At 59.3% G+C, this 26,578-nt stretch carries 18 protein-coding genes and 2 pseudogenes; 10 read left to right on the top strand and 10 right to left on the bottom strand.

Translation table 11 applies throughout. From position 1 onward, the window contains the following. Position 1 precedes the first annotated feature (1 nt). Positions 2-2,641, top strand: coding sequence for a caspase family protein (locus I6F37_RS33285; protein WP_225153902.1), 2,640 nt, complete (start codon positions 2-4; stop codon positions 2,639-2,641). 112 nt (positions 2,642-2,753) lie between these two features. Here I6F37_RS33285 and I6F37_RS33280 read toward each other — a convergent pair whose 3' ends face one another. The 5 genes from I6F37_RS33280 to I6F37_RS33260 all read right to left on the bottom strand — a co-directional run bounded on the left by I6F37_RS33280 (position 2,754) and on the right by I6F37_RS33260 (position 11,278). After that, on the bottom strand, positions 2,754-4,235 hold the full coding sequence (locus I6F37_RS33280; RefSeq protein ID WP_225153900.1) for a hypothetical protein: 1,482 nt from the start codon (positions 4,233-4,235) through the stop codon (positions 2,754-2,756). 3 nt (positions 4,236-4,238) lie between these two features. After that, positions 4,239-8,975, bottom strand: coding sequence for an AAA domain-containing protein (locus tag I6F37_RS33275; protein ID WP_225153898.1), 4,737 nt, complete (start codon positions 8,973-8,975; stop codon positions 4,239-4,241). Between the two features lie 230 nt (positions 8,976-9,205). Continuing rightward, positions 9,206-9,808 (bottom strand): hypothetical protein, encoded by a 603-nt coding sequence (locus I6F37_RS33270; protein ID WP_225153896.1) that lies wholly within the window; start codon positions 9,806-9,808, stop codon positions 9,206-9,208. 335 nt (positions 9,809-10,143) lie between these two features. Continuing rightward, positions 10,144-10,338, bottom strand: coding sequence for a hypothetical protein (locus I6F37_RS33265; RefSeq protein ID WP_225153894.1), 195 nt, complete (start codon positions 10,336-10,338; stop codon positions 10,144-10,146). Between the two features lie 493 nt (positions 10,339-10,831). Then, complete coding sequence (locus I6F37_RS33260) at positions 10,832-11,278, bottom strand: hypothetical protein (RefSeq protein ID WP_225153892.1); 447 nt, start codon at positions 11,276-11,278, stop codon at positions 10,832-10,834. A 293-nt stretch (positions 11,279-11,571) separates the two neighbouring features. On the opposite strand from I6F37_RS33260, the pseudogene I6F37_RS33255 reads away from it, so the two are divergent. From I6F37_RS33255 to I6F37_RS33225, 7 genes and pseudogenes are all read left to right on the top strand, one after another. Continuing rightward, positions 11,572-12,319 (top strand): annotated as a pseudogene (locus I6F37_RS33255) (ArdC family protein). A 250-nt stretch (positions 12,320-12,569) separates the two neighbouring features. Continuing rightward, positions 12,570-13,994, top strand: a complete 1,425-nt coding sequence (locus I6F37_RS33250; protein WP_225153928.1) for a site-specific integrase — start codon at positions 12,570-12,572, stop codon at positions 13,992-13,994. 357 nt (positions 13,995-14,351) lie between these two features. Further along, positions 14,352-15,773: a hypothetical protein gene (locus tag I6F37_RS33245; protein ID WP_225153890.1), complete on the top strand. Its 1,422-nt coding sequence runs from the start codon at positions 14,352-14,354 to the stop codon at positions 15,771-15,773. After that, positions 15,770-17,932: an integrase gene (locus tag I6F37_RS33240; protein ID WP_225153888.1), complete on the top strand. Its 2,163-nt coding sequence runs from the start codon at positions 15,770-15,772 to the stop codon at positions 17,930-17,932. The genes I6F37_RS33245 and I6F37_RS33240 overlap by 4 nt, the downstream gene beginning before the upstream one ends. A gap of 353 nt (positions 17,933-18,285) precedes the next feature. Continuing rightward, positions 18,286-19,191 carry an ArdC family protein gene (locus tag I6F37_RS33235; RefSeq protein ID WP_225153886.1) on the top strand — a complete coding sequence of 302 codons (906 nt, stop codon included), beginning with the start codon at positions 18,286-18,288 and terminating at the stop codon, positions 19,189-19,191. Between the two features lie 56 nt (positions 19,192-19,247). Beyond that, positions 19,248-19,457, top strand: a pseudogene (locus I6F37_RS33230) (zincin-like metallopeptidase domain-containing protein); the annotation flags it as partial. Between the two features lie 16 nt (positions 19,458-19,473). Further along, positions 19,474-19,848: a DUF2958 domain-containing protein gene (locus tag I6F37_RS33225; RefSeq protein WP_225153884.1), complete on the top strand. Its 375-nt coding sequence runs from the start codon at positions 19,474-19,476 to the stop codon at positions 19,846-19,848. 1,198 nt (positions 19,849-21,046) lie between these two features. On the opposite strand, the gene I6F37_RS33220 is transcribed toward I6F37_RS33225, so the two are convergent. Beyond that, entirely contained in the window at positions 21,047-21,325 is a 279-nt protein-coding gene (locus I6F37_RS33220; RefSeq protein ID WP_225153882.1) for a hypothetical protein, read from the bottom strand. Positions 21,326-21,491: 166 nt separating this feature from the next. Here I6F37_RS33220 and I6F37_RS45795 point away from each other — a divergent pair, with 166 nt between their 5' ends. After that, on the top strand, positions 21,492-22,232 hold the full coding sequence (locus tag I6F37_RS45795; RefSeq protein ID WP_368736800.1) for a catalase: 741 nt from the start codon (positions 21,492-21,494) through the stop codon (positions 22,230-22,232). Positions 22,233-22,254: 22 nt separating this feature from the next. Further along, positions 22,255-22,551, top strand: a complete 297-nt coding sequence (locus I6F37_RS45625) for a catalase (RefSeq protein WP_276573791.1) — start codon at positions 22,255-22,257, stop codon at positions 22,549-22,551. Between the two features lie 239 nt (positions 22,552-22,790). Here the strand turns inward: I6F37_RS45625 and I6F37_RS33210 are convergent, their stop codons facing one another. From I6F37_RS33210 to I6F37_RS33195, 4 genes are all read right to left on the bottom strand, one after another. Further along, positions 22,791-23,111, bottom strand: coding sequence for a helix-turn-helix transcriptional regulator (locus I6F37_RS33210; RefSeq protein WP_225153880.1), 321 nt, complete (start codon positions 23,109-23,111; stop codon positions 22,791-22,793). A 157-nt stretch (positions 23,112-23,268) separates the two neighbouring features. Next, positions 23,269-23,886 carry a twin-arginine translocation signal domain-containing protein gene (locus tag I6F37_RS33205; protein ID WP_225153878.1) on the bottom strand — a complete coding sequence of 206 codons (618 nt, stop codon included), beginning with the start codon at positions 23,884-23,886 and terminating at the stop codon, positions 23,269-23,271. 36 nt (positions 23,887-23,922) lie between these two features. Continuing rightward, complete coding sequence (locus I6F37_RS33200) at positions 23,923-25,389, bottom strand: radical SAM protein (protein ID WP_225153876.1); 1,467 nt, start codon at positions 25,387-25,389, stop codon at positions 23,923-23,925. A 971-nt stretch (positions 25,390-26,360) separates the two neighbouring features. Further along, the gene (locus I6F37_RS33195; protein ID WP_225153874.1) at positions 26,361-26,534 is read right to left on the bottom strand and encodes a hypothetical protein; all 174 of its coding nucleotides are present in this window, start codon (positions 26,532-26,534) and stop codon (positions 26,361-26,363) included. Positions 26,535-26,578 lie beyond the last annotated feature (44 nt).

Here is a 26,578-nt window from a genome sequence, read left to right as displayed (position 1 = left end):
CATGGCAAAGGTTGGGGCATTCATTGTCGGCATCGGCGCATATCGCGCGATCGGCGCCACGGGCCTCTCTCCGTTGCAGTTTGCCGTCAACGATGCAGACGCCGTCGAGCGGTATCTCCGAACGTGCTGGCCGGGTGTCGGCGATCTGACTTTTGTCAGAATTCCGGAAGACGAAGCGACCGCGGCAGAGATTGAGATCGGTCTGGGATCGCTTGCCGAAGGTGGTCCATACGAACTCTGTTGGTTGTTCCTATCTGGCCACGGGTGGGTCGACGATGCTACCGCTGGATTTCTCGTTCAGCCTGCTCCGGGGGCCCGTAGCCCCCCCTTACTATTCGCAGGGACCTTGGATCGGCTGATAAGCAAAATCGATGCGAAGAGGACGATCCTAGTTCTCGATTGTTGTTTCGCCGAAGCTCTCGTGCGGCGAATGTCGTTCTTTGCGGGACTCGGCCCAAGTGATGCGCGTCTTTACATTGCATCATCTCGAGAGAGCCAGCGTACTTGGGAGGACGTCGGGGTACAGCACGGTGTTTTTACCGCGCACTTGCTTGATCTCCTCACTACCGGCAGCGCCGCGCAGTTCAGCGAGCGCAAGACCCAGCTGGACGTCGATGCGGAATTGTTCCCGGCACTCTGCACGCAGGTGCCGCTCTACGTATTTCAGCAGAAGGGTGGCGCCCGGCAAGAGCCAGTGAAAGGAGGCGTGTCAAGCTCAGCGGTTACGCTGCCCGTCGCAAGTCTGGCGCGTCGTGTTCAGGATCGGACTGTCCTTGAAACTGTCGCAATACGACTGCGTCAGGCGGCAACCGGCCTTGCGGTCGGCGGTCTCGCGCTGCTGCTGCTCAGCTACGCTCTCTTTTACTATGTTGAGCCGGGAGCCGGCGGAACGTTGATCGTGCGTCACGGAACGAGATGGCTTGAACCGCTGTTACGCGCCTTGCCGCTTGAGAGAGTCGACACAGGCATTTCGGTTGCGGATCTATCGAGCAATAGCGCAGCCGCCGCTCCACTGCAGTCAGGATATACGACGGGAATTTGGACCCACGATGGGTCTGATCGCTCTCGCGGTTGGTTTGATGCAGTGCTTCCCGGGCTCGATCCCGCTGCAGCGGCGCGCTATGGCACACTCGCGGGGAGGCAACCTCCAATACTCGGCGCGTCACCTGCTCCTTTGGACGTGGAGCGCGCCGCATGGATGACCCTGAGTGACGGTCGGCCAGATGGCCTCGATGCGATCCTCAAGCATGTGCCAGGTGGTGATCGTCGCTCTCGGGATGTAGCGCAGGTCCCAGCCAACCAGATGGATTTCGAAATTCTGGACCTGACCGAACCCAACATGGTCAGCTATGCCGAAGCGCTCAAATATTCTGCGGCACTCGATCCCGTTAAGGCCTTTCCTGCATTCCTTGGCTTTGCGAAGGCCACCCAAGAGTGGCTGATTCACAATACGGACGCGCAGCGCGGCCGCGGTGCGCGTGACCGCGTTCGCGTTGCTACCACCGAGATCCTGGGCGTTATTTCCAGGGCGCGCATCGATCGAGGCCTTCCCGCGCTTGATCCAGCGGACCAGGCGCTTCTTCAGGCTCTTTCGGGCAAGGGCTATGCGGAGGTGCTTGGTGGGGCCCTGGGCCGCGTCGTTGGCGACACCCAATCGCGCTTGCTGTCAGCGACAGCAGCGCTTCAACGCTTCCATGGGAACCCCGACGATCCAAAGCAAGGACCAGCATTCGAGACGATTATCGCAGGCCTTGACGATAGCGCGCTGTCCAAAGAGCTAGTTGCGCGCGTCATTGCTGCTTTTACCGGCGCTGGCGCCGTGCCAAACAGCTATTACACGCGGTTCTTGATTGCCGCCGGCGACGCCCGTGCATTGCCGGCCAATGTCGTTGACGAACTCGTGGCCACGGCACGCGAGCGATTGGGAAAGACGGATAGCGATTTCGAGGACAGCGAGTACGCCCGCATCCTCGCGCATGCCATGACTCAGATTCCTCCGGCCCATCGTGAGCCCGCGTTTGCGCTAATTGAGCGCATCGCGAATTCCGTGACGCCGATGTCGATGTCGACCGCTGAGATGTACGCCGCCCTGGCGCGCCAACGTCTCGACCCTGAAGGCTTGCTCGCGAAGGTCCGGGAGCGCGCCGCCAAGGCGAAACCGTATACACCCGCCGATCCAAGCGTTGCCGTCGGTCCGACGCCGGGTATGACAATCGTCGTCGGACCAGGACCGTGGGTTGCTGCACTTGCTGTGTTCGGCAGTAACCGGCAGCTCGGACCTGAGGACGTTGCCATCCTGCGTGCGCATGTAGCGAACCCCGCGCTGCGAGAGTTGATCGTGCCTGCTCTCGTCTACCAAGAGCGGGCGGCTGCGCCGGATACCGTGGTCGGGTTGTGGGTGGCTCGGTTGGCGGCCTTGGCAACAGAGTCTCGAAGTCGCGGCACTGAGCAAGCAATCATGGCAGGCTATCTCGCAGCCCTACCTCGGCCTGAATTCACGCTCCTACTTGAGCAACTGCGGAAGAAGAGAGCCGAATCTCAAGAACCTGAGCTTCGTATTGCGCTTGGCGCGATTCTCGTAGAGGCGATCATTGCGCGAAGTAAGGTGCCCCCGAAAGGCCTTCAATTGTTCTCCGGTTGATCGCGGCTTAGTCGAAACAAGTCGATACTGCACACCGGAGCGACGCACAACAAAATTACTTGCGTCTCTCGGCCGGAGACGAAATCCCTAGTTCTGCTGCTCACGCCGATCGCTACGCAACCCCGATGCCAAGCGCTTCATCGATCATAGCGAGCGCCGCGTGGGCATCCTCTTTGCTTCGATGCCACGCTACGGCGCGCGTGCCATCGGCCTTCGATGCGAGCTCAGCGACCTGATATGAAAAACGGTCGACGATCGCGCGCGCCGCCGTGATGTAGCCTAAAGGAAACGGATAGCCTGTTGCCGGATCAGGCGCGTGTACCAAGACCATAGCCCACGACCCGGGCTTCACGATCAATTCCAGCGCGTTCGGCAACTCTGTCGCTGGGACCGCCAGGCACCGATCAAACACAGCCGAGAGTGAACCTGTCGGACCATAAAGTTTCGACCAGAATCTATCGGGGCCATCCGCGTCACGCGTTCGGGCCAAAAGCACGGTCCCATCGTCGGATGCGTGGGCTGTCGAGAGTGCAGTGGCGAGACTGGCAAAAGGCAGGGAGCGCCCCCACGACGGACTTTCGGGTGGAAGCCAGAACACCGGTGCTTTGGTCGCGGTCTGCGCGCCGCCAATGCTCTGTGTCCAATCGAGCAAAGCGGCGCGAACTGCGTTCGTTGCGGTCGAACCGATAAGACGCAATCCTGACTCTGCGGGATACGGTAGAGCGCGGTCTTGGGTGCTCCCGCACAGGTCGGCCCACGATGACACGTCTTTGGTAGAGCGGACTCCGTCCCGCCGAAATACGCCTCCGTCGAGTTCACTGACAAAATCGAAAGCGGCCGCGTGATCGGATGGCGCCGCGAAATCCTTCAAGCGCGTGCTCAACGCCGATATGAGTGCATTCCGTGAGCCGGCACGGCCTTTCCCAGCAAGTTCCGAGAAGTCTGGTTCGGCCGCCGCCATGTCGCCCGACCGCCAGCGGACTGGAATTTGAAAGACCGCCGGAAATGTCCCGATGGACTGCACATCGTCGATTGAATGAAGTCTTGTCTCCTCATCCCATGCGCGCCGACCGTATCTTTGCCGCCACTCATGGAAATGGAGTTCGAAGGCTTCCTCAGCGGCCTTCGTGGCCGCTGCGGCCTTCTCCCGATCGGGAAGCGTGAGCTCCTCGACAATTCGCGTTTCGCGTTGATTTAGTTTGCCTTCCTCAACGGGCGCGAAAGCCGCGAGATCGAACGAGATGGTTGTGACGAGGTCTTCGACCTCATACAGATCCAATGTATCCGTGCTTGGTGACAGCGCTTCCTGTCCGCGCTCAGAAAGGACGAGCTGACCGTTCCGCTCGCTGACCAGACCCGTGCCGAGCACGTCCTCCAGAAGGACCTTCGTCTCGCTCGGTTCGAAATCAAAGAAACCTGCCATGTCGTCGAGGCGAATGCCTTTGACGAGATGGACCAAACGCGTTGCATATTCGGTTGCGACGGGAGTTCGCGTCCGCTTCATGATCATTGCCGCGACTCGGAATTTCTGTGCGCGAACCTGGAACGATACCGAATCTACCTCGACGACGTGATCTTGAGGTGTTGTTGCCATGCGTCACCTAATTCGATCGTCGGTGAAAACCCGGCCCTGGGGACGCAGGGTTTGCAAGAAGGTCGCAAGCGGATGGTTCCTGTCGCTGAACATCTGCGCCGACCCCACGATAACCAAGCGCTCCATGGCTCGCGAAAGTGCGACGTTGATCCGGTTTTCGGTACGCAAAAAGCCCATGGAGTATTCCGGATTGCTTCGCACCAGCGACACGATGACAATCCGGTTCTCCTTCCCTTGATAGGAGTCGACGGTGTCGATCTTCACCAGATCCCTAAACGCCTCTGGCAGGCCTGATGTGACGAACTGTTCCTCAATCAGCGCGACTTGTGGTCCGTACATGCAGATGACACCGATCAACGGCTCGTCCTTCTTGACATCAGCCTTCGCCGCATCGAGAAACGCGGGCGTTGACGCGATGAGCCGCAACAAAGCCATTACAGCGTTCGCTTCGCGCCGGTTCGCGTAGCTGCTTCCGACTTCTGCTTCCCGACGCCCCGAACTGGAGTGGCCTGTATCGATCCAAGTCAATTCGTCATCGAGCGGTCTGGGCAAGAGACGATAGTGCTCCGGCGGCGGACCGCGCTCAGGCGTTAGCTCTTGGCCCTTGTAGAAGGCGTCGGCCACCACTGCGCAGATCTTTGGTGCCATTCTGTATTGCTTTCGCAGACTTCGGGCCACCGCACGACCGTAGTCAGAGTGAAAGGCGCGCTCGAAATCGCTCCGCTGCAACTCCTTCCGTGACAGATTACCCAGTCGCGGCCCGATGGCATTGAGCAAGTCGTGATCGTAGAGCGGCGGGAGCTGGCGGTGGTCTCCGACGAGAAGAATGCGGCGCCCCGACTGCATGCCCACGGCGAGCTCGCTCGGTGTGCAACGTGCCGCCTCATCGATGATCACGAGGTCAAATGCGTTCCGATCGAGTTGAATGCCAGGCCGACCGATGCCGACACAAGTCCCGCAGATCAGGTTTCGGCTGCGGGCGAGAAGCTCCTCGAGGCTTCTGTGCCGAATGCCTAGAACAGAGGTCCATTCATTCGCCAAGCTCAACAGGCGAAGCAAGCGTCGCCGCGCATCGGGATCGTTGACCGCGTGGCGCGAAGCCAGATCGTCTCGTAGCTGCTCGAGCGTGCTGCGCGGTTCGTCACCCTCGATCAGTTCTCTTTCCTTAAGCGCAGTGCTCCACACATCCTTCAGTTGGGCGAGGCGCTCTCGCGCGGCGGAGACCACATCTGACCCAATGTCGCCGGCAATGTCGGCCTCGCAAAGCTCGATTTGATGAAAGAGAGAACCAAACACGGCTTCGAGCTCGATCGCTTCGGACACGTAGTTGCGATCGAGGCCGAGCCGTCCGGCCGCCCAGCCGACTCGCTCCTTCATGCCGGCGCGGAAGAGCTCTCGATATCGGTCTTGAATCGCTCGCGCGTGATACTGACGCAATACAGGTGATATCTTTTCATGATACCCAACTCGAAGCGGAGAAATGTCGCCGCCGAGCCGCTCCGATACTTGCAGGATACGCTCGGATGCGGTGTTCACCGCTTCGTTCGATTGCGACAGCACAAGTACATTTCGCATGCGGGCGTGGGTAAGTGCGTAGTGCACCAGTGACGCCATAAAGGTCGTCTTGCCGGTGCCAGGTGGGCCTTGCAACAGGCCGACCGGCCCAAACTTCCAGAGATGCTTCAAGGCGCCGGCTTGGTCGTCATTTAGCTTGTAGAGAGCGATGTCTTCGTCGCTGACCTCTCCACCGATATCCTTCGGTGCCGCGGTGTTCTGCGGATCGAAGTAGTCGATCAGGTTTTTTACCTGCGCGCGGCCTTCGAGTATTCGCGACACTGCCCGAGAGCGGCGCTGGAAGCTGGTGAAGTCATCCGAGGTCTGAAGCCTGAGAGTCGCTCCAGAGCGCAACCCCCGGTGCCCCCTCACGTTCCTGATCAACAAGGTCGTGCCGCGTGAGCGCGCGAGATCGAGGTCCCCAATCTTGTAGCCGTTCCATGTTACTCCGATGGGCTGTCCGTCGGTTGGCTCTAGTTCGGTTAGGGCGTCAGTGGACGCCGATATCGTCAAAGTTCGGTCACCCTCGCCAAACTTGGGGTCATCCGCCAAATCGAGTTCCGGAGTGATCTCCTCCTCGATAGTGATCGTCTCTTGCCAAAAGCGCGCGACGGGAAACTGTTCGCGTGTAGCCGGCTTTGCGGTCGCGACAGTCGGTTGCGGCGCCTCGGCTTCAGCAGCCGGCGCAGCCATGTCCCTGAGCACAGTAGCGAGCGGATCGAAGCCTGCGAACCGAGCCCGCGTCGAGCGCTGAACACTGACGCTGCCCCTGAATGAGAAGGACCGCCATCGCTGCGCCCAGGATGCGCCACGCAGGTCCGCCCTATGCGCGATAGCATGTCGTGGCTTGAAGTCCTTGTCGTCTAGGTCGATCGTGACGTGCTGGTCGAACCCGTAAATGTCGATTGAGCTCTTGCCCTTCAACTTAACGAGGTGGAACAGCCCGTTGTCGGACAGCATTTGGCCTTCGAAGGCGGCGCGGGCCGTCTCGATCGTGAGTTCAAAGGTGCCGCCCAGCGGCTGCGTCTTGCGCGGCGCAAGCGCGTCTTTCAAGGGCTTTAGAGTGATCCAGGGAGCAGCACCCTCACCGCACTTGGCGACGCCGGCGAGCAAGGCTGCTTTTGTGTGGGAGTCATCGCACTTGTCGGCCAGCTCAATCACGATCTGCCCGACTGCGTAGCGATCCCGCACGCGGATATCGGTATCGTCGGGAGGGCAGTAGGCGGGCGTCTTTTTTCCGTTCTCGTCCAACGTGAAATCGACGACATCGACCAGTACGGGCTGGAGTCGCCCTTCGCTTGTCCGGACGACGATGTTCGTGGGCGTAAGATCGCCGTGCGCTTGCCCGAGTTCATGGAGCTCGTCGATGGCAATGATTAGATCGATCACGAACGATCGAAGGTCGATCGCAGACCAATGGCCGGTATCGGATTGCGCGAGAGGTTTGCCGTCGATCCATTCCTGGACCAGAAGCAGCCCGTCCGTGCACAGGCATGACAGCTCAATCTTCGGCAGCCAATTTACCGCCGTAAGACGCAGTACATCGGCCTTACCAAAAAATTCAATAATCCGTGCGGCCGTTTTGCGGCGCTCGCCGAGAGACCGCTCTGGCCAGCTCTTAACGAAGTAGTCGGTTTCGCCTTTCCGCGACCGATAGATTCGACACGGCCTTTGCGTGATCCATTCGGTGGGCGGATAGTCAGAGATCGGATCAATGTCCTGGCGATAGCGTTCGAGTTGCTTCTCGAGAGAAACCTTCTCGGTTTTGCGAACAAGCTCGGCGAAGGCGTCAGCAGCTTCGACGCCGTCGGCGAAACGTGCTCGCGCCTCCAACTGAAGGCACCGGTCGAACCAGGACGCGAATTGATCGGGCAATCTGTCGGCAGTCGCCAACGTGCTGGATGTCCAGACCGGGACCGTTTCGAGAACGGGCAGGCGCTTTCCCGTCAGCAGGTTCCAAACTACTGCGCCTGCAAGGAAGACGTCTTGATGAAAAGGCGTTCCGTCGCTGCCCTCGCCGATGTCTTCGGGGACGCGATGGCCGCCTGCCATGAGCTTGGACCGCGATGTCCCAATGGACTTGCGCTCCGGAAAATGGGCGGCTCCAAAGGAGGACAGCACGACTTTACTGCGGCGATCGTCGATCCAGATCGAATGACGGTCGAGATCGCGGTGCGCGACGCGAAGGCGGTGCAGGCTTGCGATGCGATCGAGAAACAGCGTCGCCAACTCGATCCTGCGCTCCAGCGAGAGATCGTCGATAACGGCCGAGAACCGCGTCAAGCGCTCGAGATCAGGTAGCTTGTCGAAGACCTCAGAATAGCGCAGCGTGAATTCAGTGTCGTATCGGACCGATTGAAGCAGATAATTCTGATAGAAGTTCGGGTCGTGCGCGCGGATATGGCCCAGAATGGCACGCTCACGCTCGGCGATCGGCCGCCTGTCTTCCTCGACCAGAAAATCCGGATCGATACTGAAGTCCCAGAGACGAAGCAGGCCCGTGTAGTTCGTATCGCTCGGCTGATGGCACGCATATTCCAGATAGAGCCGATGCTTGAATTCTGGCTCACCCTGCGGAATGAAGCCATGAAATTGGGCTTTCCTGGGCTCGAACAGCCGGCCGTTGCCGAAGAATTTCTGCAAAGCCGGCAGCGCCGGGGCCGCCGTGAGCGGCTGAGACGAGTTGAACTTGCTCGTCGAGCTGAACATTGCGCGAAATTGCGCATCGTTCGAAATGCGAATGAAGTCTGCAAGCTTGACCGTGCGGTCTCGCTCCACCTGATCGAGCCCGCTCGGATCTGAGAGAGGGTGCGTGAGCACGACCACGCTTTCCACGGGCGGCACCGCAGGAAGCTGGGACACCTCCGCGCGGATAAGCGAGGCCAAGATCTTCGCATTGTCGCGAATCTTGTGTGCCGGAGAGGAGCCCTGATTCTCTTCACCGCGGTACCAGAACCCTCCACGGTTTTCGATTCGGCCACGCAGATGTTTGAGGTCGACCAAGATCAGCCTGTCCGGTGCCACGATGACCAAGTCTATCTCTCGGTCCTGACCGCGCTTATTGGGTTGCCGCATCACGAAATTGGCGAAACCCTTCCATTGGCGTGGAAGAGCAAGGCGAATTTCTTCGAGACCGACTTTTTCTGTGGGTTGCGGGCCTTCTGGCCGGAAAAATTTGATATCCACGGTCGGTCGCCTGCGCACGCTGGCGCGCCCCAGCGGATCAGCTCCCGATCCCGAAGCGCGATCTAATCGATCGCGCGGAACACGCGATTCGACAGCCCAAATATCGAAAATACACGTATTTCGTGCGATTGCCAAAAATGGAGCTTGGTTTCATTATACCGCTGATGGCGAACAGGAAGTTTACGGCCACGCACAAGTCATGAGCCTTCACGCGGGGTTCAACATTCAAATCATGAATCGAACGGCACCTGATTGGTCCGCATGACAGCGTCGACCCGATCCACAACTTGAGAAGGAACGGCAATGGCCAGCATCTTCTCAGCACGGGTCACTCCGTCATAGATTACGCGCTTGGGCTCGAATTCGCTTCTACTTTCCCATGCAGCAATAAGCTGCTCGGTATACTCGCCGGGCGGGATGACCACGCATACGGCGCCGTGCTCGCTCCCCTTCGCCTCATGAATGGTTGCCCATGCGACAGGGTCTAGGTCAGCCCGCGGCCTGAGGAATCGGCTCCACTCCGCGCTGGGCGGCATGCTGAAATAGCGCGCTACGGTCGCGCCTGGGCTGATGACCAATGCGAGATTTGCGACCGCATCTCGGAGTGCCGTCACCCAAGCCTCTCGTCCTTCTTGCGAGTTCGCACAGGTTGGCTGCAGCCGCGCCACGAGTTGCAAGGCTGTGCGGCGCAGCCCGCGGCGCTCGATCCCATGGTGCTCGGCGGCGCGTGCGACAGTAAAATGTCCCTCGTATTTCTCCATGAGCTGGAGAATCGCCTCTTCGATGATCGCGAGACATTGCTTCGCGAGCACGCCCTGAAGTGGCTTTGGCATGGTAAGTCCCGACAGCTCTCGCCAGCCTCGCGACCTCACCATCTCCGGATTCTGTTCGCAAACCACACCCATTGCGCGCGGAAGAGCGGGCATGCGCGAGCACGATCCTGGCCGGCGGACCAATGCCTGCCTGATGGCAGGAGATTGTCGAACGCTACGTGGATTGATGCAGGCGGCCGGCTGCCTTCGTACTTTAGAATATAGATTGGCAGCGTAACGGCCGCATTTTCTCCAAGTGCTTCGTCCGATCCCGTGCGGCTGCGCAAGGTCGCAGCGCATCGGCATATCGCCGGACTGCTCCGAAAATTACTGATAAATCTAGATTGCTTGCGAGATCATACGTCCCGGCGGACCTGCCCAAGTTTGTCGGATCGCCTTGCCGAATCCGTAGATTGCTTGGTCAACATCCGACACAACGTCACGTGCAGCCCATGCCCGCGCAACCACGTCAACAATTGAAGATCAAGCGGATTGCAGTCCTGCGCCTCATCCACGATCAATTCGTAAAAGCGCGCGGCGATCGCGCCCAAGACTTGCCGACCATCCTAGATCACGCAGCCGACAGAGTGCTTCCACCCGCGCATCGGCCGCGCTCACAAAGCCTTGACTTCGAGGTCTGCATCGCCTTTGGCAAGCGCGGCTTGCACATAAGCAGGCCTGTTGGCCATACACATGTGCTCTCAATCCGTTGTGACCGATGAGCACAGGATCGATGACGTTCGTAACCGGATCAAATTGGTCGAGCGACACGCCAGCCCCGCGGAACGCAGCTTGCCCGCTCAACCGTATTTCAATGTCCAGTGTGCTCCAACTGTCCACGACAGTTGGCCGTACGGTCACGTCCTTGAGGCCGCAGGGTTCACCTTCCTCGTCACTGCTTGGGTCAAGCCAATGACCACTCGAGACGAAAGGCGGTGATTGTAAGCATTGCGTAAATCGTGGGTGTTGTCCCTGTAGTCCTGATCCGCGATGCTTTCGACGTGCAGTCGGAAAGCTTCATACGTGCTCCATCTGGTGCCGTGCTTATTGGCGCCCTTCAGGCTCGATCTGATGATCCATGCGGAGGTCGTCTTTCCACCCGCCACCGTCGAGGGCTCGATTGGCCTGATGGCACAAATGCGCGGCCGCGAAAGCAAATCGCGAGCGGATCACCGCCGGAAGGTTCAAGCCGATGATGGCCACTGAATCGATGAACTCATGCACTGTGTCGATCTTTTCCGGATCGATCATTGGAGCGACCACCACGTTCCAGGCCCGGAGCCGTCGCGTATGGTTGATCAGATCATTGAGGCTATTGGCGATCTCGCGGGCGAATTCCGACAGCATCATTCCATACGATAACGAGATCGCTTCGAGTTCGCGCGGCAGGTTCCAGTTATATTGCGCAAAATCGCAGTCCCATCCCGTCGCCTCCAGGGCTTTGGAATACTTTTCGTACACCTCGACCGACATTCCGAATTGCACCTCCATCGCATCATTCCACATACCCACAATGTAACGTGCCTATGTCGAAGAGACGAGGCCGTAACGGGCATCTCCCCTTCGGGGACCGGGCTGTTGGCTTCGCTGAAGCCCCGGCTCCGGCCGGGTCTTCACCCTTCGGGCTTCCATCCCTGACGCGAACATCGCGGACGCGCTCGCGGAGGTCCACCACGCTCGCGAGCGTGGAGAGAGAGTCTTCAGAGTGAGAGTGCCGGCCGGATTGGCCGTGACGGGTTGGAAGCTGCGGGAGAGGCTCGCAGCGCCCGTCGCGGAGACCCGCGATGTCCAGGCATCAGTATCCTGCTCGCGCCGGCCAAAGCCGGACGAACCTCTATGACGAAATCACCGACAAGATCATCGCCGAGCTGGAAGCCGGGCGCGTGCCCTGGGTTCAGCCCTGGGGGACCGCGGCCGCGAAAGCGCCGCTTGCCATCCCGAAGAACGCTTCCACAAGCAGGCAGTACAGCGGCGTAAACGTGCTCATTCTCTGGGGAGCGGTGATCGACCACGGATTCACCGGCCAGAGTTGGCTGACGTTCCGCCAGGCGCTCTCGCTTGGCGGGCATGTCCGAAAGGGCGAGCGCGGCACAACCGTCGTCTATGCCGACCGGTTCATTCCCGATGATGAGAAGAAGCGTGCGGCCGAGAGCGGCGAGGACGCTCAGGCGATTCCGTTCCTGAAGCGGTTCACGGTTTTCAATGCCGATCAGTGCGATTGAACTGCCGGACGAGATAGCGACCGTCGCTCCGCCGCCACCGCCCGGCATGATCGAACCGCAGGTGGAGGCGCTGATTAAGGCGACTGGCATTGACTTCCGCATCGGCGGCAACCGCGCCTTCTATGTCCCGGCTGGGGACTATGTGCAGGTGCCGCCGCCCGCAGCGTATTTTGAACCGATCAACTGGCATCGAACGGCGCTGCATGAGCTCGGGCATGCCAGTGGTCATTATTCACGCCTCAGCCGCGATCTCTCCGGATCATTCGGATCGAAGAAATATGCGTTTGAGGAGCTGATCGCCTTATCTTGACAGTCTGCACCGACTCTCAGTGTCTTACTGATGTCGATGCAACAGGACTGATGGGGCGATAGGTCGTTTCTCCACTTGGCGTAGCTCGGGTAGAGCAAAGCCGTCCGCACGCGCGCCATCCAATAGCGCCGTAGCGGGCGGACGGCTTTGCGGTGGTCACCGCCGGACCGCAGCACTCCCACAGGCTGGCGTCTGCCGGACCTGGACAGCGCCAGGCAAGTTGAACGCCTTCGTTGATGCCGGCTCCCGGATGGGGGACCGGGGGAAGGTTGAACAACTTGTGGACAATGTAGCGCCGACGTCGAACATCACCATTCAAGAGCGCCGATCGGCTGACGGCCTTGATGCACATGTCCCCATGATCCTCCGGGACGGGGTGCTCTACGATCCTGATCTCGATCGTTTCTTCCGCGACCTTCCCCTCAATGGCGTTCGCTCACGGCACTCCCTTCGTGCGTATGGCTATGACGTCCTGGTCTGGGTCCGCTTTCTTTCAGAAGCCTGCGGCAAGTCCGTATGGCAAGGTGATCGTCGCGACGTCCTTGCCTATCATCGCGTTCGTCGCCGGACGGAGGGCGGCCAGCGTATCTCCGCGGCGTCCTGGAATCGAGCGGTTGCCTGTCTCGATCGCCTCTATCGCTGGGGCGTTCACGAAGGCTTGCTCCCTGAAGCGCCGTTCACGCATCGCTCTGTTTGGAGGCAAGGATACGGCGGCCGGCGTGCGCAGATTACAGCCCGCAACGACGCCTATGAGTCGGCTGCACGTCGAGCGGATGTCAGCTTTGTCACGCTCGATGACTACCGGGTATTTCGGGACGTCGGCCTCAGAGGGTTTATGCCTGATGGTAGAGCGCGGCCCGGAGCCCGTGATCGCAACGGCATTCGCAATGCGTTGTTTTCCGACCTCGTTGTGACGACGGGCCTTCGGCTGGAAGAAGCCTCCTTTCTGTTTGCATCCGACCTGGCTGGCGCCGATCAGCGAACAGCTCGACAGGTGTGGCTCGATCTGCCGGACGCGCTGACCAAGGGTGATCGTGGCCGCCAGATTCTTCTTTCCGGTCGACTGCTTGAACAGGCGCAGGCCTACATTGCGGTTGAACGGGCTCACGCCGTTACTAAGTTCCGACAACGCTCCGGCTGGCGCTCGTACGAACGCCCGATCTTCGTTCACAGGGAGAGGTCAGCTTCCCGGTTGCGACTGCTCGACGGGAGCGACGTCGTTCTTGATCTGCTGAGCCCCGAAGAGCGCAGCAGGATCATCATCTGCGACGATGACCGTACACCGGGCGAGCCGGCCGTGCTGTGGCTCACGGAAGTCGGATTGCCGGTTCAACCGAACTCCTGGGAAGTGATCTTCGCTCGGGCATCCGAGCGGTGCAGGTCTCTCAACTTTTCGGTCAACATCACGCCACACCAACTCCGCCATACGTTTGCCGTGCATATGCTCGCGATGCTGATCCAGCATCGGCTTCGCGACGCAGCTTTGCCCGCTGGACCGATCGAAGGATATCGGCAGATCCTCGGCGATCCACTCCAGCAAGTGCAACGGCTGCTTGGCCACGCCAGCCTTGCAACGACCTACGTCTATCTCGATCACATCGCTTCGCGCGCCGACACGGTCGATGCCGCCGTCGAAGAGCTGCTCGCGCTGCTTCCTTCGGAGCAGTCGCTATGAGAGGGCGGCCGCGGAAGGGTACTCCAGTTCGTTTTGCGCCCGCAGACGGTATGGTCCCGGCTCATGCCGGTGACCGGATTCTCGGCCTTCGCTTCAACATTGAGGCACGCTATGGCGGGATCGTCGAAGTCGATCTCACCAACCTGCGCCCGCGAGCACTCGCGATAGCCTTCGCTGGGGCTGTGCGCCGACAGGCCGAACTCGGCGGCGCGTTGGGAGCGCGCAGCACCATCAAGCAGCACATTACGGCATATCATCGGTTTCGCGTATCTGAGAGATCACTCTCACGTCACGAAGCCGGCCGAGCTTCGGACGCAGGATATCGACGGTTTCGAAGCCTTCCTTGAGGCCGCCGGCATGACGCCGATCCACCGGCACACGGTCCTCGCGAAGGCAATTCTTGCGCTGCGCTCCATCGATATCGATCAACCCGGCCTTCTCGATGAGGGGCTCCGCTGTCGCCTGAGCTATACGAGCGCGCAGTCCGCAGGGCGATCGCAGCCCCGCGACGCATATAGTCCGTTCGTCGCTCGGCAGTTACGTGACGCGGCGCGGACCGATATCGCCAAGATATTCCGGCGCATCGGCCGTCCGCTCGATGAAGCAGGCGACTTCAACCTCCGTAGTGCGGTCGCCGACGTTGAAGCCAGGATTTCCGCAGAAGGCAAGATCGATCACTCGGACCTCGCCTTCAAACGCCTGTACTTCATGCGCCTGCGACGGGGCCTGCCGGTTTCCAGCTTTTCCGAAGACGTCCATAACCGCCATCATTTGCTCGCAACCGATCTGCCGCCGCTGCTGACGTTCCTGTCTTTGGAGACAGGGCTCGAGATCGAATGCTGCAAGACGCTGACCATTGACTGTTTGCAGAACCCAGGGTCCGGGACGATCGAGATCAGCTACATAAAGCGTCGCGCGCGTGGTGCCGAGCAGAAGAGCCTGCGAGTTCGTGATGGCGGCCTCGGCACGCCTGGCGGATTGATCCGCAAGCTGATCGAGGTGACGAGCTTTACCAGGCGCTTTCTTCCGGTCGAGTCTCTCTGGGTCTATCACTATAAGGGACGAGGACAGATTCGGTCCGGCATCGATCACCCGCATCAGTTGGTGGACAACTGGGTCGCTGGACACGGCATCGTCGACGACGATCGCCGTCCACTACACCTTGTTCTCTCCCGGCTGCGCAAGACACATAAGGCACTCTGGTATCTCAAGACCGAAGGGCACATGGCGCGCTTTGCCGTCGGCCACACGCCGGAGATCGCCGCTCGTCACTATGTGGATATTCCGTCACTGCGGCCCTTGCATGAAGCCACCGTCGCCGAGGCTCTTACGGAAGTTGTCGCGTCCGCAGGACCGATCGTTCTGTCACCCGACAGCGAGTCCCTTTGGCGCGAGGGCGCTGATACTCCTGTGCAGAGCAATAACACTTCCGCGCTCCTGGATGGAGATCAGGACGTTTGGCTCGCGGCGTGCGCGGGTTTTCAGAACAGTCCCTTCGCCGAAGCAGGCTCACCCTGTCCGCAGCCATTCTGGGGTTGCCTGGAATGCCGCAACGCGGTCATCACGGCTCGCAAGCTGCCCGCGATCCTCGCATTTCTCGACTTTATCGAGGGCGAGCGCGCCGGGCTCTCTACGACCGACTGGAGCATCAAGTTCGGTCGCGCGCATGCGCGCATCACACAACAGATTCTGCCCGTCTTCTCTGAAGGTTTGATCGCCCAAGCGCGCAGCGAGGCCACCCAACAATCTCTCTATCTTCCGCCCGAGGTGCGGCCATGAGCAAAGCTGCCCTCGCTCCGCTCCCACAGGATCTGCATGACCGTCCGGTCCTTGCTTCCGCCCCGCTGAAGAAGGCCTTCGATCGGAGCTGCCTGTCCCGCTATGGCGATACAAGCTGGGATCTCGGTCCGGCGGTATTTCGCGAGAACGCCCGCCGTTGCCATGTCACCGTACATTTCGGCTCGGTCGAAGATATCGGCACCCGCGAGGCAATCCGGGAACTGCTCTACGCCCGGCTCAACGTCGATCTCCCTGGTCATCGCAAGAAGCTCCCACCTGCCTGTGTCCGACAGATATTCAACCGAGCGCGTCGCTTCTTCGAGTTCGTCCGCGGCCAACTCGGCGCCGTCGATCTCTCGCGGGTCGATCAGCAATTGCTCGACCGCTACGCCCGCTATCTCCAGACCGATTGCAGCCGACGGCCTGTCATCGTTGGTCACCTTCTCGAGGTGCCGGTCGACCTCTATGCTTTTCGCGATCATCTTCCCTCCGGAGGGCTGCGGTTCCAGCCGTGGAGCGGACGCGCTCCAGCCCGCGTCGCTGGTTATCGTCAGGTCCGCGAGAACCGCACCCCACGAATGCCGGAAGAAGTCATCGCCCCACTGTTGGCCTGGTCGATCCGCTACGTCACCGAGTTTGCGCCCGATATCTTCGCCGCCCGCGACGAGCTTGATCGGTTGGAGGCCCATTGCGCCAAGCTTGTTGGATCAGACCAGGCCCTCGACCGCAAACAGCGCCGTGACCGACAGCGCCGGCGTCTCATGGACTACTTTGAGCGGCGACGACGTGAGGAGCGCGGTGTGCCGATCTGGGGGTCTGCTCATAATGGCACCACTATGCGGCATCCAGAGACAGGTGACGTATCGCCTCCCGTCAACTCGCACCTGCTTCATCTTCATATCGGGATCGATGCCCGCGCAGACTCGGGGATGCATATTCAGCTTGCGAGCGGCGCCCCCGACCTGATCGATGCAGCCATACGCGTGCTCGGCGTTGAGACCGGCGGCATGGATACCTGTATCTCTCATCTGCCGGAGACCGGTCGACCGTGGCGACCTCGTTTCGACGCCAAGACGCTCGCCCAGGAAGAACGGATGCTGCAATCAGCAGCATATATTCTGTGTGCGTACCTGACCGGCATGCGCGACTGCGAAGTTCAAGCAATGCAGCGGGGGTGTCTCACCGTATCCCGCAGCGAGGATGGCCTGATCATGCGTCATCGCGTGCGATCAGTCGCCTACAAGGGCAAGTCGAGCCATGGCGAAGCGGCCGATTGGGTCACGATCGAACCGGTCGCCAAAGCCATCGACGTGTTGGAACGCCTGTCCTTCCGGGCCGCAACCGCCCGCGGGCTCACGACGCTCTGGCCGGTCCTGGCCGCTAAATCCGTGTGCAAGGATCACCTCTCTGCCGAGATCGTACGGCAGCTCAATCTTTATCGCGATCACCTCAATAAGCTGTTCGGCACGGTCAGCGAGCCGGTTATTCCCAACAGTCCCGAAGGCAAGCCGTGGCGCATCACAACAGGGCAATTTCGCCGAACGATCGCATGGCATATCGCCAACCGTCCCTTCGGCACGATCGCCGGCATGATCCAGTACAAGCATGCTTCCGTTGCGGCCTTCGAGGGCTACGCCGGCTCCAGCAAGTCCGGTTTTCGCGCCGAGGTCGAGAACCAGCGAGCGCTTGGGCAACTCGATGACCTGCTGGTTTACTTTGATGAGCGACAGGCGGGCTCCACGCTGTCCGGTCCGGCCGCGCCGCGCATATCGAAGGTGCTTGATGCTGCGGCGGCAGAACTTGATCCCCTACCAGCTGTGATTGCAGATCGTGCGCGGCTTCGCACGATGCTCGCCAGCCTCGCGCGCACATTGCACGTCGGGGTGCTCGCCGATTGCTTCTTCGATCCCGGCACCGCTCTATGTCTGAAGCAGGCAACCCACGCCGGCACCAAGACGCCGATGACGGCGCTTTGCCAACCGACACGTTGTCCAAACGCCTGCATCACCGCCAGACATCGGCCAGCATGGGCGTGTTCCGCAGATGAGGCGAGAGCCGTCCTTAAAGAGAAGCGGTTGTCCTCGCTACAGCGCTCCGCACTGCAACAGGATCTCGCACGCATCGAGGCTGTCCTCGACGATATCGATCGCGGCAACTGACGTCAGAACTCCGGACCTGAGGTTGCGGCCGCGCCGGGTGGTTCTGGCCGGCGTCTGCCCCGGCCTAGTCGGAGCGCGCGATGCCCCGCACGGCCGCGCAACGGCTGATCGCCGTCCTCCGCTGTCGCTTCGGCTCTGCGAGTGCGCGGTCGCGCTTTCAGGCATCGCAGGTGGCTGCTCCGCCGCCGGGGACGGACCCCGGCCGAACGGGAGCACCCATCATGATGAGACAGCACAAAACCAAAGACGGCCGCCCTGTCGTCGGGCGGCGAGAGAGGACGAGGAGGGCCGGAATCGGGCGGCCGGTTGAGGGAGTGAGAGAGGCTTGCTCCGCCGGCCGCGGAGATTCTCCCATGTCCTATACGTCGAGTTCGGCGGACCGCGCCGATGTCTATACCCGCATCACCGCCGAGATCGTCGCCGCCATGGAAGCTGGCGCGGGCGAATGGCGCATGCCCTGGCATCACGACGGCACCGCCATCACCCGTCCTCAGAATGTCTCGTCAGGCAACCGATACCGTGGTGTCAACGTGCTCGCACTTTGGATCGCTGCGCAAGCTCATGGCTACGCCGACGGCCTCTGGGGAACCTATCGGCAATGGCTGACTATCGGCGCGCAGGTACGCAAGGGCGAACGAGGAACGACGGTTGTTCTCTGGAAGCAGGCGAAGGCGGCTACCAACGACGATGCAGACGACGGTGACGATGACGTTCGTCGTCGCGTCTTTGCACGCGCCTTCACTGTGTTCAATGTCGCCCAAGTCGATGGCTACGAACCGCAGGTCATCGAGAAGATTCCAGAGAGCGATCGCCTAACTCACGTTGGCGAGTTCATCGATGCGCTGAAGATCCCGGTCATCACCGGCAATTACAATGCGCACTACCGCATCGACATCGACACGATCTTCATGCCGGACTACGCGGCATTCACGAGCCCAGCCGCCCATGCCGGCACGTTAATACATGAAGCAGCTCACGCCGCTGGCGCAAAGCACCGGCTCGACCGGAACTTCCAGGAACGGTTCAAGCGCGATTGGCTGCCGATCGAAGAAGCCACCGCGGAATTGACCGCTTCCTTCATCCTGGCGGATTTGGGCGTCGCCCATCATCCCAGGCCCGATCACGCCGCCTACGTGGCATCCTGGTTGCGCCTCCTCAAGGACGACCCTCGCGCCATCTTCACCGCCGCCAGCAAAGCCCAGCAGGCGGCTGACTGGATGCATGCCCAGCAGCCTCGGACCGAGGAAATAGCGGCATGATCACCACCATCCCCCACGGGGTAAAATTTCAAAAAGGGGCTGGACTGTCAGGATATGTCGCCGAACTCTGTGCCGCGTTTTCCTGTGCGTCGCTCGGCATCGCGCCGACCGTGCGGCATGCAGACTACATCGGCTCCTGGCTCGAGGTCTTGCGTGAGGACAATCGGGCCGTCGTGCGAGCTGCATCGCAGGCGAGCAAGGCGGCCGACTTCATCCTCGGCTTCATGCCGGATGAACACGCCAGTACGACATTCCGGTCGATGTAGTCGAAGGGAGGGCGGTATGATCCTCCTCACGCCGGGTCTGCGCGAGCGCCTGCTCGCCAACGGCCGCCGTGGCCTCGACCATGTGCCTGTGGTCAAATTCTTCAACCCGCTCGGCATCGGCACTTGGCTCGCGACCGAGCTCGAGGAGGATGACGATACGTTGTTCGGGCTCGCCGACATCGGAGATCCCGAACTCGGATCGTTCAGTCTTGCAGAGATGGAAGCCCTTGAGCTTCCGCTCGGCGTGGGAATTGAGCGCGACATCTTGTTTACAGGTGAGTACCCGCTGTCGGTCTATGCACGGGCGGCGCGAACAGCAGGACGAATCGTGATCGACGAGCGATCGCTGCTGGTCGCGGCCGCCGCCGCCTGCAACGTGAATAGCCAGTGAGAGGGCGGAGTGGGGCTGCGCGAAAGAGATCGCCCGGCACCCTCTTTATAGACGCCTCTCGAGCTGACCGGTGTTCTTCCATTTCAGCTTAAGTTCTTCAGGCGCGCCATCTGCCAGTGCGCGCCACTGTCGGTGGATGGCCGCGTCATATGAGACGTAAAGTGAGCCAACGCGGGGGACTCCTTGGCACTTCCCAAGAAGGAGTCGACTTGAAGGACGCCACCCCACTCCACCACCGTCGCTCGCCAGCGCTGCGCTTGAGGCGAGCGACCGACGGCGGCTCCGAGCGGATGACTTGGCTGGACCCACGGTCGATTTTGCTGAACTTGCCGCTCAGAATTGCGCTCTCGATGGACGGCTTTCCTAGTCGCCCGCCGTTGCCCTCCATGATCACCCCGACACTATGAATCTGAGGCCGGGAAAAGAGCGCGCAGGAGGGCGCCAATCAACTGCGCAGCCGAACTCTCGCTGTCCATGGATGGCTTTCCTGGTCCTCCGCCGGCCTTCTGAAAGGTGCGGCGCCACTTCGGCGGAGTTCTAGCCTGCACGGCGCCAACGTCGGGTTCGGGCCCATGGCGACTTTCTGCTGACTGCTTCTGCCTGGTCCGCGCCTCTGTCCGCAAGTCGGCCCGAAGCATACGCAACACGATGAGTTATCCAGGCATTCGTCGAGGGGGAGTCTCGGCGCGAACGGATGTCTGCGGTGACGACTGATTGTGCAGAAGCATGCTGCGCGCCGCATCTAGTTGGATTGATTGTGCTTTTTGGTGAGTGGCCAGTGGGGCCGGTACATCGCGGTACATCGTGAGCCAGCGTGATAACCACAGTTGTGCGCGTACGATAATGGAGCACGGAGTTCGAGCGCCAGCAATCATAAGGTAAGTGAGTATCGACAACTCGATGCTCTCCGCCCTCGCTCCAATTGAAGAAGCAGGTCACAGACTTGGTCGCTGGCCGCACGCTCAAGCTACGCGTCCCAGCCCTGATAGCAATGGCTGTCAGCGTTCGTCGATTATAGACCCTATCTCGCGTGGCGTCGTTCAGGTCGTCCGCAGACCGTGACCAGGCGAAGATCATCCTGCGCTACACGAAGGCGTTCTTCTCCAAGGTGCCCATGCTGTCGCGCAGGTGGAGCATGAGACGCAGTTCGGCCTCGAATTGAGCAACAGCGTGGCGATCGAGGTCACGACTGCATCGTTCAGATCAGTCCAACGGCCGCACGACGGTTGCTGCGCTCGCGGATGCGGTCCTCCGTGAGGTTGAACCTATCAAGGCCAGCACTTGGGTTGAAGGCCGCCGTCATCATGTTGACAAAAACTGTCACTGCCTTGTCGCGGACAACGTGGTCTCTGAGACGCCATTTGGCCTCATTGAAGGTGGCGCAGCGCTGCACAAATCGGAAACTGAAATTCGCCGGCATGCTCAAAAGAGCGACGATGGTTACCACTTTCCGCGACGATAAGACAGCGCTCCTCATGTACTACACCCAAACCCACCCCGTCCCCAGCGTTCTCTCCGCAAAGTATTTCATCATTGAGAACGCGAAAATAACCGGGATCAAGGCGCTCTTCGACAAGAGTGGATTCGGGGCTCAATAGGATATCGCGTCGATCGACGCGGAAGTAACGCCTGAGTTTGCTGGTGTGGTCCCGGCCGTCATCAGCATGATGGCCTCGGTTCGAAGTCAATCCGGGGGCGTCAAGCAGTCCGGCTTTGGCGTGGAGTTTGGCGTCCAGCGGTTAAGGGAATTCACCACGGTCAGACAGTGTTTTTCTGACCTGGTGCGCACCCTTAGCCGAGATCGAAGCGAGGTGAAGTCGTGCATGCCGTGCAACCGCCGATCTCCTTATTCAGCGCTCAATAACGAGGATTTTCCAATGCTCAGTTCGCTCCGCATCGTAGCGGTCGTCTCAACGATCGTGGTTGTGCCCGGCGTAGCCGTGGCGGAGAGCTCGCTCTCCGCTGCATCACGGCAGAGATCCAATCCCGAGCAGCTCGTCGACGCCTTAAACGGCGTTTTCGGCAAGCATCCCAGAGCGCGAGCGGTTCATGCAAAGGGTCTCGTACTGCAAGGCAGCTTCATGCCCGGCAAAATGGCGCAGTCTGTCAGCAAGGCACCACACTTCGAGCATGAAGCTGTCCCGATCACCGCTCGGTTCTCCAATTTTGCAGGTCTGCCGAACATTTCCGACAACGACGGCTTGGCCCGTCTGCACGGTTTTGCGATCAAGTTCCGGCTGCCCGATGGGAGCGAGACTGATATTGTCGCCCATTCATTCAACGGATTCCCATCGCCGACTGTGGACGACTTCCGCGAGTTGCTTATTAGGTTCGAGCGGTCCGCAGGCGTCGAAGCCGACACCCCTCGACATCTATCTGGCTAGTCATCCGGTCGCGAAGGCCTTCTTGACTGCGTCGAAGCCGGCACCCGTCAGCTATGGCACGCTGCCGTTCTATGGCGTGAACGCGTTCAAGTTCACCAATGCGCAAGGCGCCATCACTTACGGTCGCTACCAGATGCTGCCCGTCGCTGGGGTGCAGTACCGTGACGATACCGAGGCGACGAATGCCGCCCCGGATTATCTGAGCGCTGAGATGAACCAGCGCATCTCCCGAGCTCTAGTGGAGTTCAAATTGGTGCTCCAGGTAGCGGCGCAAGGCGACCAGCTCGATGATCCCTCGACCGCATGGCCCGACGATTGACGTGCGGTGGAACTCGGAACGCTCACGGTCGCGAAACCGGTTGCCGATAGCAACGCTGCGCAGCAGCAGCTGTTGTTCCTTCCCAACGCGCTGCCGGCTGGCATCGAGCCTGCAGATCCAATGCTCGATGCCCGTTCAGCCGCCTATCCCATCTCATACAGCCGTCGCCATCAGTAAGGATTCGCGGTCGGTCTTTATGAGGGAGAAGCTTAGCCTTACGGAAGCTCGAGGCGCAAACGTTAGGAGTCCTCCTTGCCGCGATAGCTGCCGGGCGGCGAGCCATAGCGGCGCTTGAATGCACGCGTGAAGCTCTCCTGACTGGCAAAGCCGGCCCGGCGAGCGATCTCACCGATCGCAATGTCTGCCGAGCGCGGGTCGCGGATCTGCATCAAGCAGCGTTGAAATCGAAGTTCGCGGATGTGCGATACGAACATCATGTTGGCGTCAGCAAGGATCGCAAACAACGTGCTGCGCGAGAGCTCGAGTTCGCGGCAGACCAATTTGGTCGAAAGGAGCGGATTCTCAAGCTCGTCTGTGATGAGATCGGAGATGCGCGTCAACGTAGCTTCGCGACGCGACGGAGTGTTCGTAGCACTCACCTGTGCGCGGGCAGCACGCACAAGCAGCGCACTGAGATCAGGCTGTGGCTCCACGTGACGGCTCCCTAAGGGCGTCAGGTTTGCGGCGTGCAAGAGGACCATGCCCGCAACGAAGAGCCTAGGGGCGTCCGAACTGCTTGGAGTAGAAATCTTCTGGGACGGGGTCTCCTTTGAGATCTCGGGTTCGAAAATATTGCCGCAACTGGTCTTCCGTAAATTGACCAGCTTCCAACTTTCGACCTTTGTCACTAATCCCGACGGAAGCGACGGTCCCAGGCAATGCCGCGCCGGCAAAGACGCCTCCAAATTGGGGAAGAATGTCGAGAAGCTGGTTGAACGTCTCTATCTGTTCGGGGTTAAATTTCGAGATTATCTTAATGTACGGGTCTTGACGGCGTATCACATCTAAATTCAGTTTGGACGAACCTTTCTTCTCGCACCCACATTTGTTCTCGCAACAATCAACGTTTTCATTGCATCCGCAAACTGAGTTGCAGCCGCAGTTGTCGGAGCAACCTTCCTTTGCGATGCGCTGATAAACGAAATTAAAGGCCTGTATCGTGCCGGGTTCAGTGTCGTAAATGGTGTCTAAGATCTTTCGCATTTCTTTTGTGAAATCTACGACCTTGGGTACGGTAATTGTGGAGGCCTGCGCTGTCGCAAAAGAATCAGGAAAAAGAGCCGCCATAGCGCCAGCCAAGGACGTAAAAACAAGAAAGTCTCGGCGATCGGGCATTCAGACTCTCCTCTCCGCAAAAGGTGGTTCACTTGGCTACTCTATTCCTTCGGCATACAACGCGCCGACCCTAGTGTTTTCGTGAGTTGCAGTTCCGGATTCACTTTGTTGAATCGCTTGGTCGCTCAAATTGTCGAGCTGGTCTTTCAATATCTCGAGGAGAAGATTATCTCTTGTGAGCTCTCTCGTAACTTCGCATCGCGAAGTGTATTTTGGAGAGAAAATGTCGCCGTGCTGGGCGTGCGTTTTAGCGTAGCAGTCACCTGCACAATTGAACTTAGCGAAGCAATTGGTGCATTTTGAAATATTGGTAACGTTGACCTTTCTTAATTTCTGTACAGCACCGAGATCGATCTCGAAATTGTTCTCTTCGGAATTCCATCTGCCGTACTGGAACGCTGTTGATCGGATATCGTCACTCCTCAAGACTTCGTTGCAACTGGTGACGATTCCTTTCGATGTTACAATGAAATTATTCGCGTTGGTGACTCCACAAAAGCCGGTCTTAAACTTCAGGTCCGCGGACGAGTAATAGAGTTCAATACCGTACTTGGCCGCTACCTGGCGGGCCTTCCGGTATTGCTGTACGAAGGCAAGGGACGGGGGTTCCTCGACCGGCTCCGCGGTCTTTGCGACTCCCGAGTTGTCGAATACCGGTTCAACATGGATCTCCTTTGTCCTCAGATTTAGACCTATCCATTCTACGAAATCAGGTAGCCCGCTCGTCGCAGTTTCCGTTGCTGTGCAACGAATGCCATAGCGCTTCTCTAAGCGATCAAATTCACGCAGGTTCTCGATGATTTTTTCGAAAGAGCCGGATCCGCTCGGCAGGACTCGATTTTTATTGTGACTCGAAGAAATGCCATCTAGCGAAAACACGATTGTGTCGACGTTATCGACCAAATAGCTAATGAGCCGATTGGAAAACACGCCGTTTGTGCTCAACGAAACGTGTCCTTGTTTTCCAATCTCGCGACACTTCTGCCGAAACGTTTCAAGAATATACGTGAACGATTTCCAGTCAGCAGTCGCTTCGCCCTCTCCCAGGAAGTTAATGCTGGGTTGTTGATCGGAAGCCGCCGCATTGCTGACAATTAGAGATAGGGCGGCATCAACAATCGGCTTTGGAATCACCGCATCGTCGAGCCGACCTCCATCCGCGTAACAGTATCGACAGCGGAGTGTGCACTTTTGTGTGTTTGAAAACGTGACGTGCGTCGGCTTCCACTGTCCACTTGATTGCTCGATCTGTGGAACGGTATCGGTCGCCGCCTCGCTCTGTGCGATAATTCGTTGAAGACCGAGAATGCCTAAGAAGCCTTCGGCGCCCATTGATCGAAGTTGATGCAACTCTTCTGAGCTTGCGAGCACTATTGCTTTTGTTATCGGGCTATAAATGAGGTACCTATCCCAGGCTGGGATGAGGAAGACGTCGTCAACTCCGAACAACCGGTCATCGAGATGGCGGCCGTCTTGCGGAATGGCGAGTGGTTGCAAGGACATGCGCGACCCCTTTGGCTAGAACCACCAATCGAGAGGCTGTCAGACAAGACTCGCAAGCACTAGAACCCAGCACGGACCCGCATAGTAGTCCTCTACAACCATGTGTCTGGGTGCAAAATATAGGCAATCTATAGGATACCAAGAACTCAATTCATGCAACGCTTTTTGGCAGCCTCAGCTGACGAACGGGCGCCATTCGTTCAGTGTGAAGTGCGGCGGATTGCCGCGTGGGCGGCAACCAAGGCGCAGCACTGATCTCAGAAAAGGCGCTTGCGGCCTAGGTTTACACCTAGCTGCCGCCTTTTTTTATACAAAGCGCAGGGCCGAACTGCGCTGCCCTGTCAGCAATAACTTCGCGGTGCTCTGGCGGGAAGGAAGAGCCGTGGTGGGAGTAAGGCAGAGAAGGCGGCCTGCTGCCAGGTTCTGACATTAGGAATTGGTAGGATGCCAATATGTCCGAGGGCCATCGACTCTTCAATCTGATCCAAACGCTGGATCGACTCCCGCCCCGTACAGGCGCTTCAGGCTTCCGGTAAGCTTAAGCATCTTGACTATCCCTCCACAGTGTCAGGTGGTGGCTATCTCGGGTGCTGTTTGGCAGCCAACAGGAGCGAAGAACGCGGTTTTCCGTTCCTGAACGAGACGAACGATCTGAACAATCTCTAGGATTCTCAACGGTAAAATACATCAGAGATCTCACCAATTACCTCATGCCGGCGGGCTTCTCCGATTTTCTAGCTTCGCTCGTGGTGATCTTGAGAGGACTCGCAACGAGCGCGGTGCTAGTTATGGGACCGCTGTTTGTCCTCGCATTACGCTCCCGTGGGCATGCGGATCGGCGCGGTTCTGCATCCAGCCGTGCTGCTCGCATTCGCGAATGGTGCCGACGTCGCTGAGCACTAAAATCGCCCAGCTACGTCACGACACGTGGTCAAGCAGCCCGAACATGGGGAAGCGCAACGCGATGCTTCTCAGCGTTTCTGCGTCTTATAGGTGCTGTCTTGATGAACCGACGCAACGCCCTTCACTTTGCGCAGCTCGTCAAGGCCGTCCACGTTGACGCTACCGTTGACAATCATGAACCGCTTATGGCTTTCGACGTCGCCGAGTCCGCTCACCTTGAGGGCGTCGACGATCTCGTCCATTCGATTTTGCTCCAACTTCTCTATTCGGATCGTGACGTCAACTT

The organism is Bradyrhizobium sp. NBAIM08 (genome assembly GCF_020193935.1).
Taxonomy (GTDB): Bacteria; Pseudomonadota; Alphaproteobacteria; order Rhizobiales; family Xanthobacteraceae; genus Bradyrhizobium; species Bradyrhizobium yuanmingense.
Note: the sequence above shows the minus strand (reverse complement) of the source record. Positions and strands in the feature narration are given on the sequence as shown.

Coding starts and splice junctions, on each gene's coding strand:
- I6F37_RS33200 (WP_225153876.1), bottom strand. CDS start 25,389: ATGTCCTTGCAACCACTCGCCATTCCGCAAGACGGCCGCCATCTCGAT.
- I6F37_RS33240 (WP_225153888.1), top strand. CDS start 15,770: ATGAGCAAAGCTGCCCTCGCTCCGCTCCCACAGGATCTGCATGACCGT.
- I6F37_RS33280 (WP_225153900.1), bottom strand. CDS start 4,235: ATGGCAACAACACCTCAAGATCACGTCGTCGAGGTAGATTCGGTATCG.
- I6F37_RS33270 (WP_225153896.1), bottom strand. CDS start 9,808: ATGCCAAAGCCACTTCAGGGCGTGCTCGCGAAGCAATGTCTCGCGATC.
- I6F37_RS33225 (WP_225153884.1), top strand. CDS start 19,474: ATGATCCTCCTCACGCCGGGTCTGCGCGAGCGCCTGCTCGCCAACGGC.
- I6F37_RS33235 (WP_225153886.1), top strand. CDS start 18,286: ATGTCCTATACGTCGAGTTCGGCGGACCGCGCCGATGTCTATACCCGC.
- I6F37_RS33195 (WP_225153874.1), bottom strand. CDS start 26,534: ATGGACGAGATCGTCGACGCCCTCAAGGTGAGCGGACTCGGCGACGTC.
- I6F37_RS33260 (WP_225153892.1), bottom strand. CDS start 11,278: ATGGAGGTGCAATTCGGAATGTCGGTCGAGGTGTACGAAAAGTATTCC.
- I6F37_RS33205 (WP_225153878.1), bottom strand. CDS start 23,886: ATGCCCGATCGCCGAGACTTTCTTGTTTTTACGTCCTTGGCTGGCGCT.
- I6F37_RS33285 (WP_225153902.1), top strand. CDS start 2: ATGGCAAAGGTTGGGGCATTCATTGTCGGCATCGGCGCATATCGCGCG.
- I6F37_RS33220 (WP_225153882.1), bottom strand. CDS start 21,325: ATGAGGAGCGCTGTCTTATCGTCGCGGAAAGTGGTAACCATCGTCGCT.
- I6F37_RS33245 (WP_225153890.1), top strand. CDS start 14,352: ATGACGCCGATCCACCGGCACACGGTCCTCGCGAAGGCAATTCTTGCG.
- I6F37_RS33250 (WP_225153928.1), top strand. CDS start 12,570: ATGGGGGACCGGGGGAAGGTTGAACAACTTGTGGACAATGTAGCGCCG.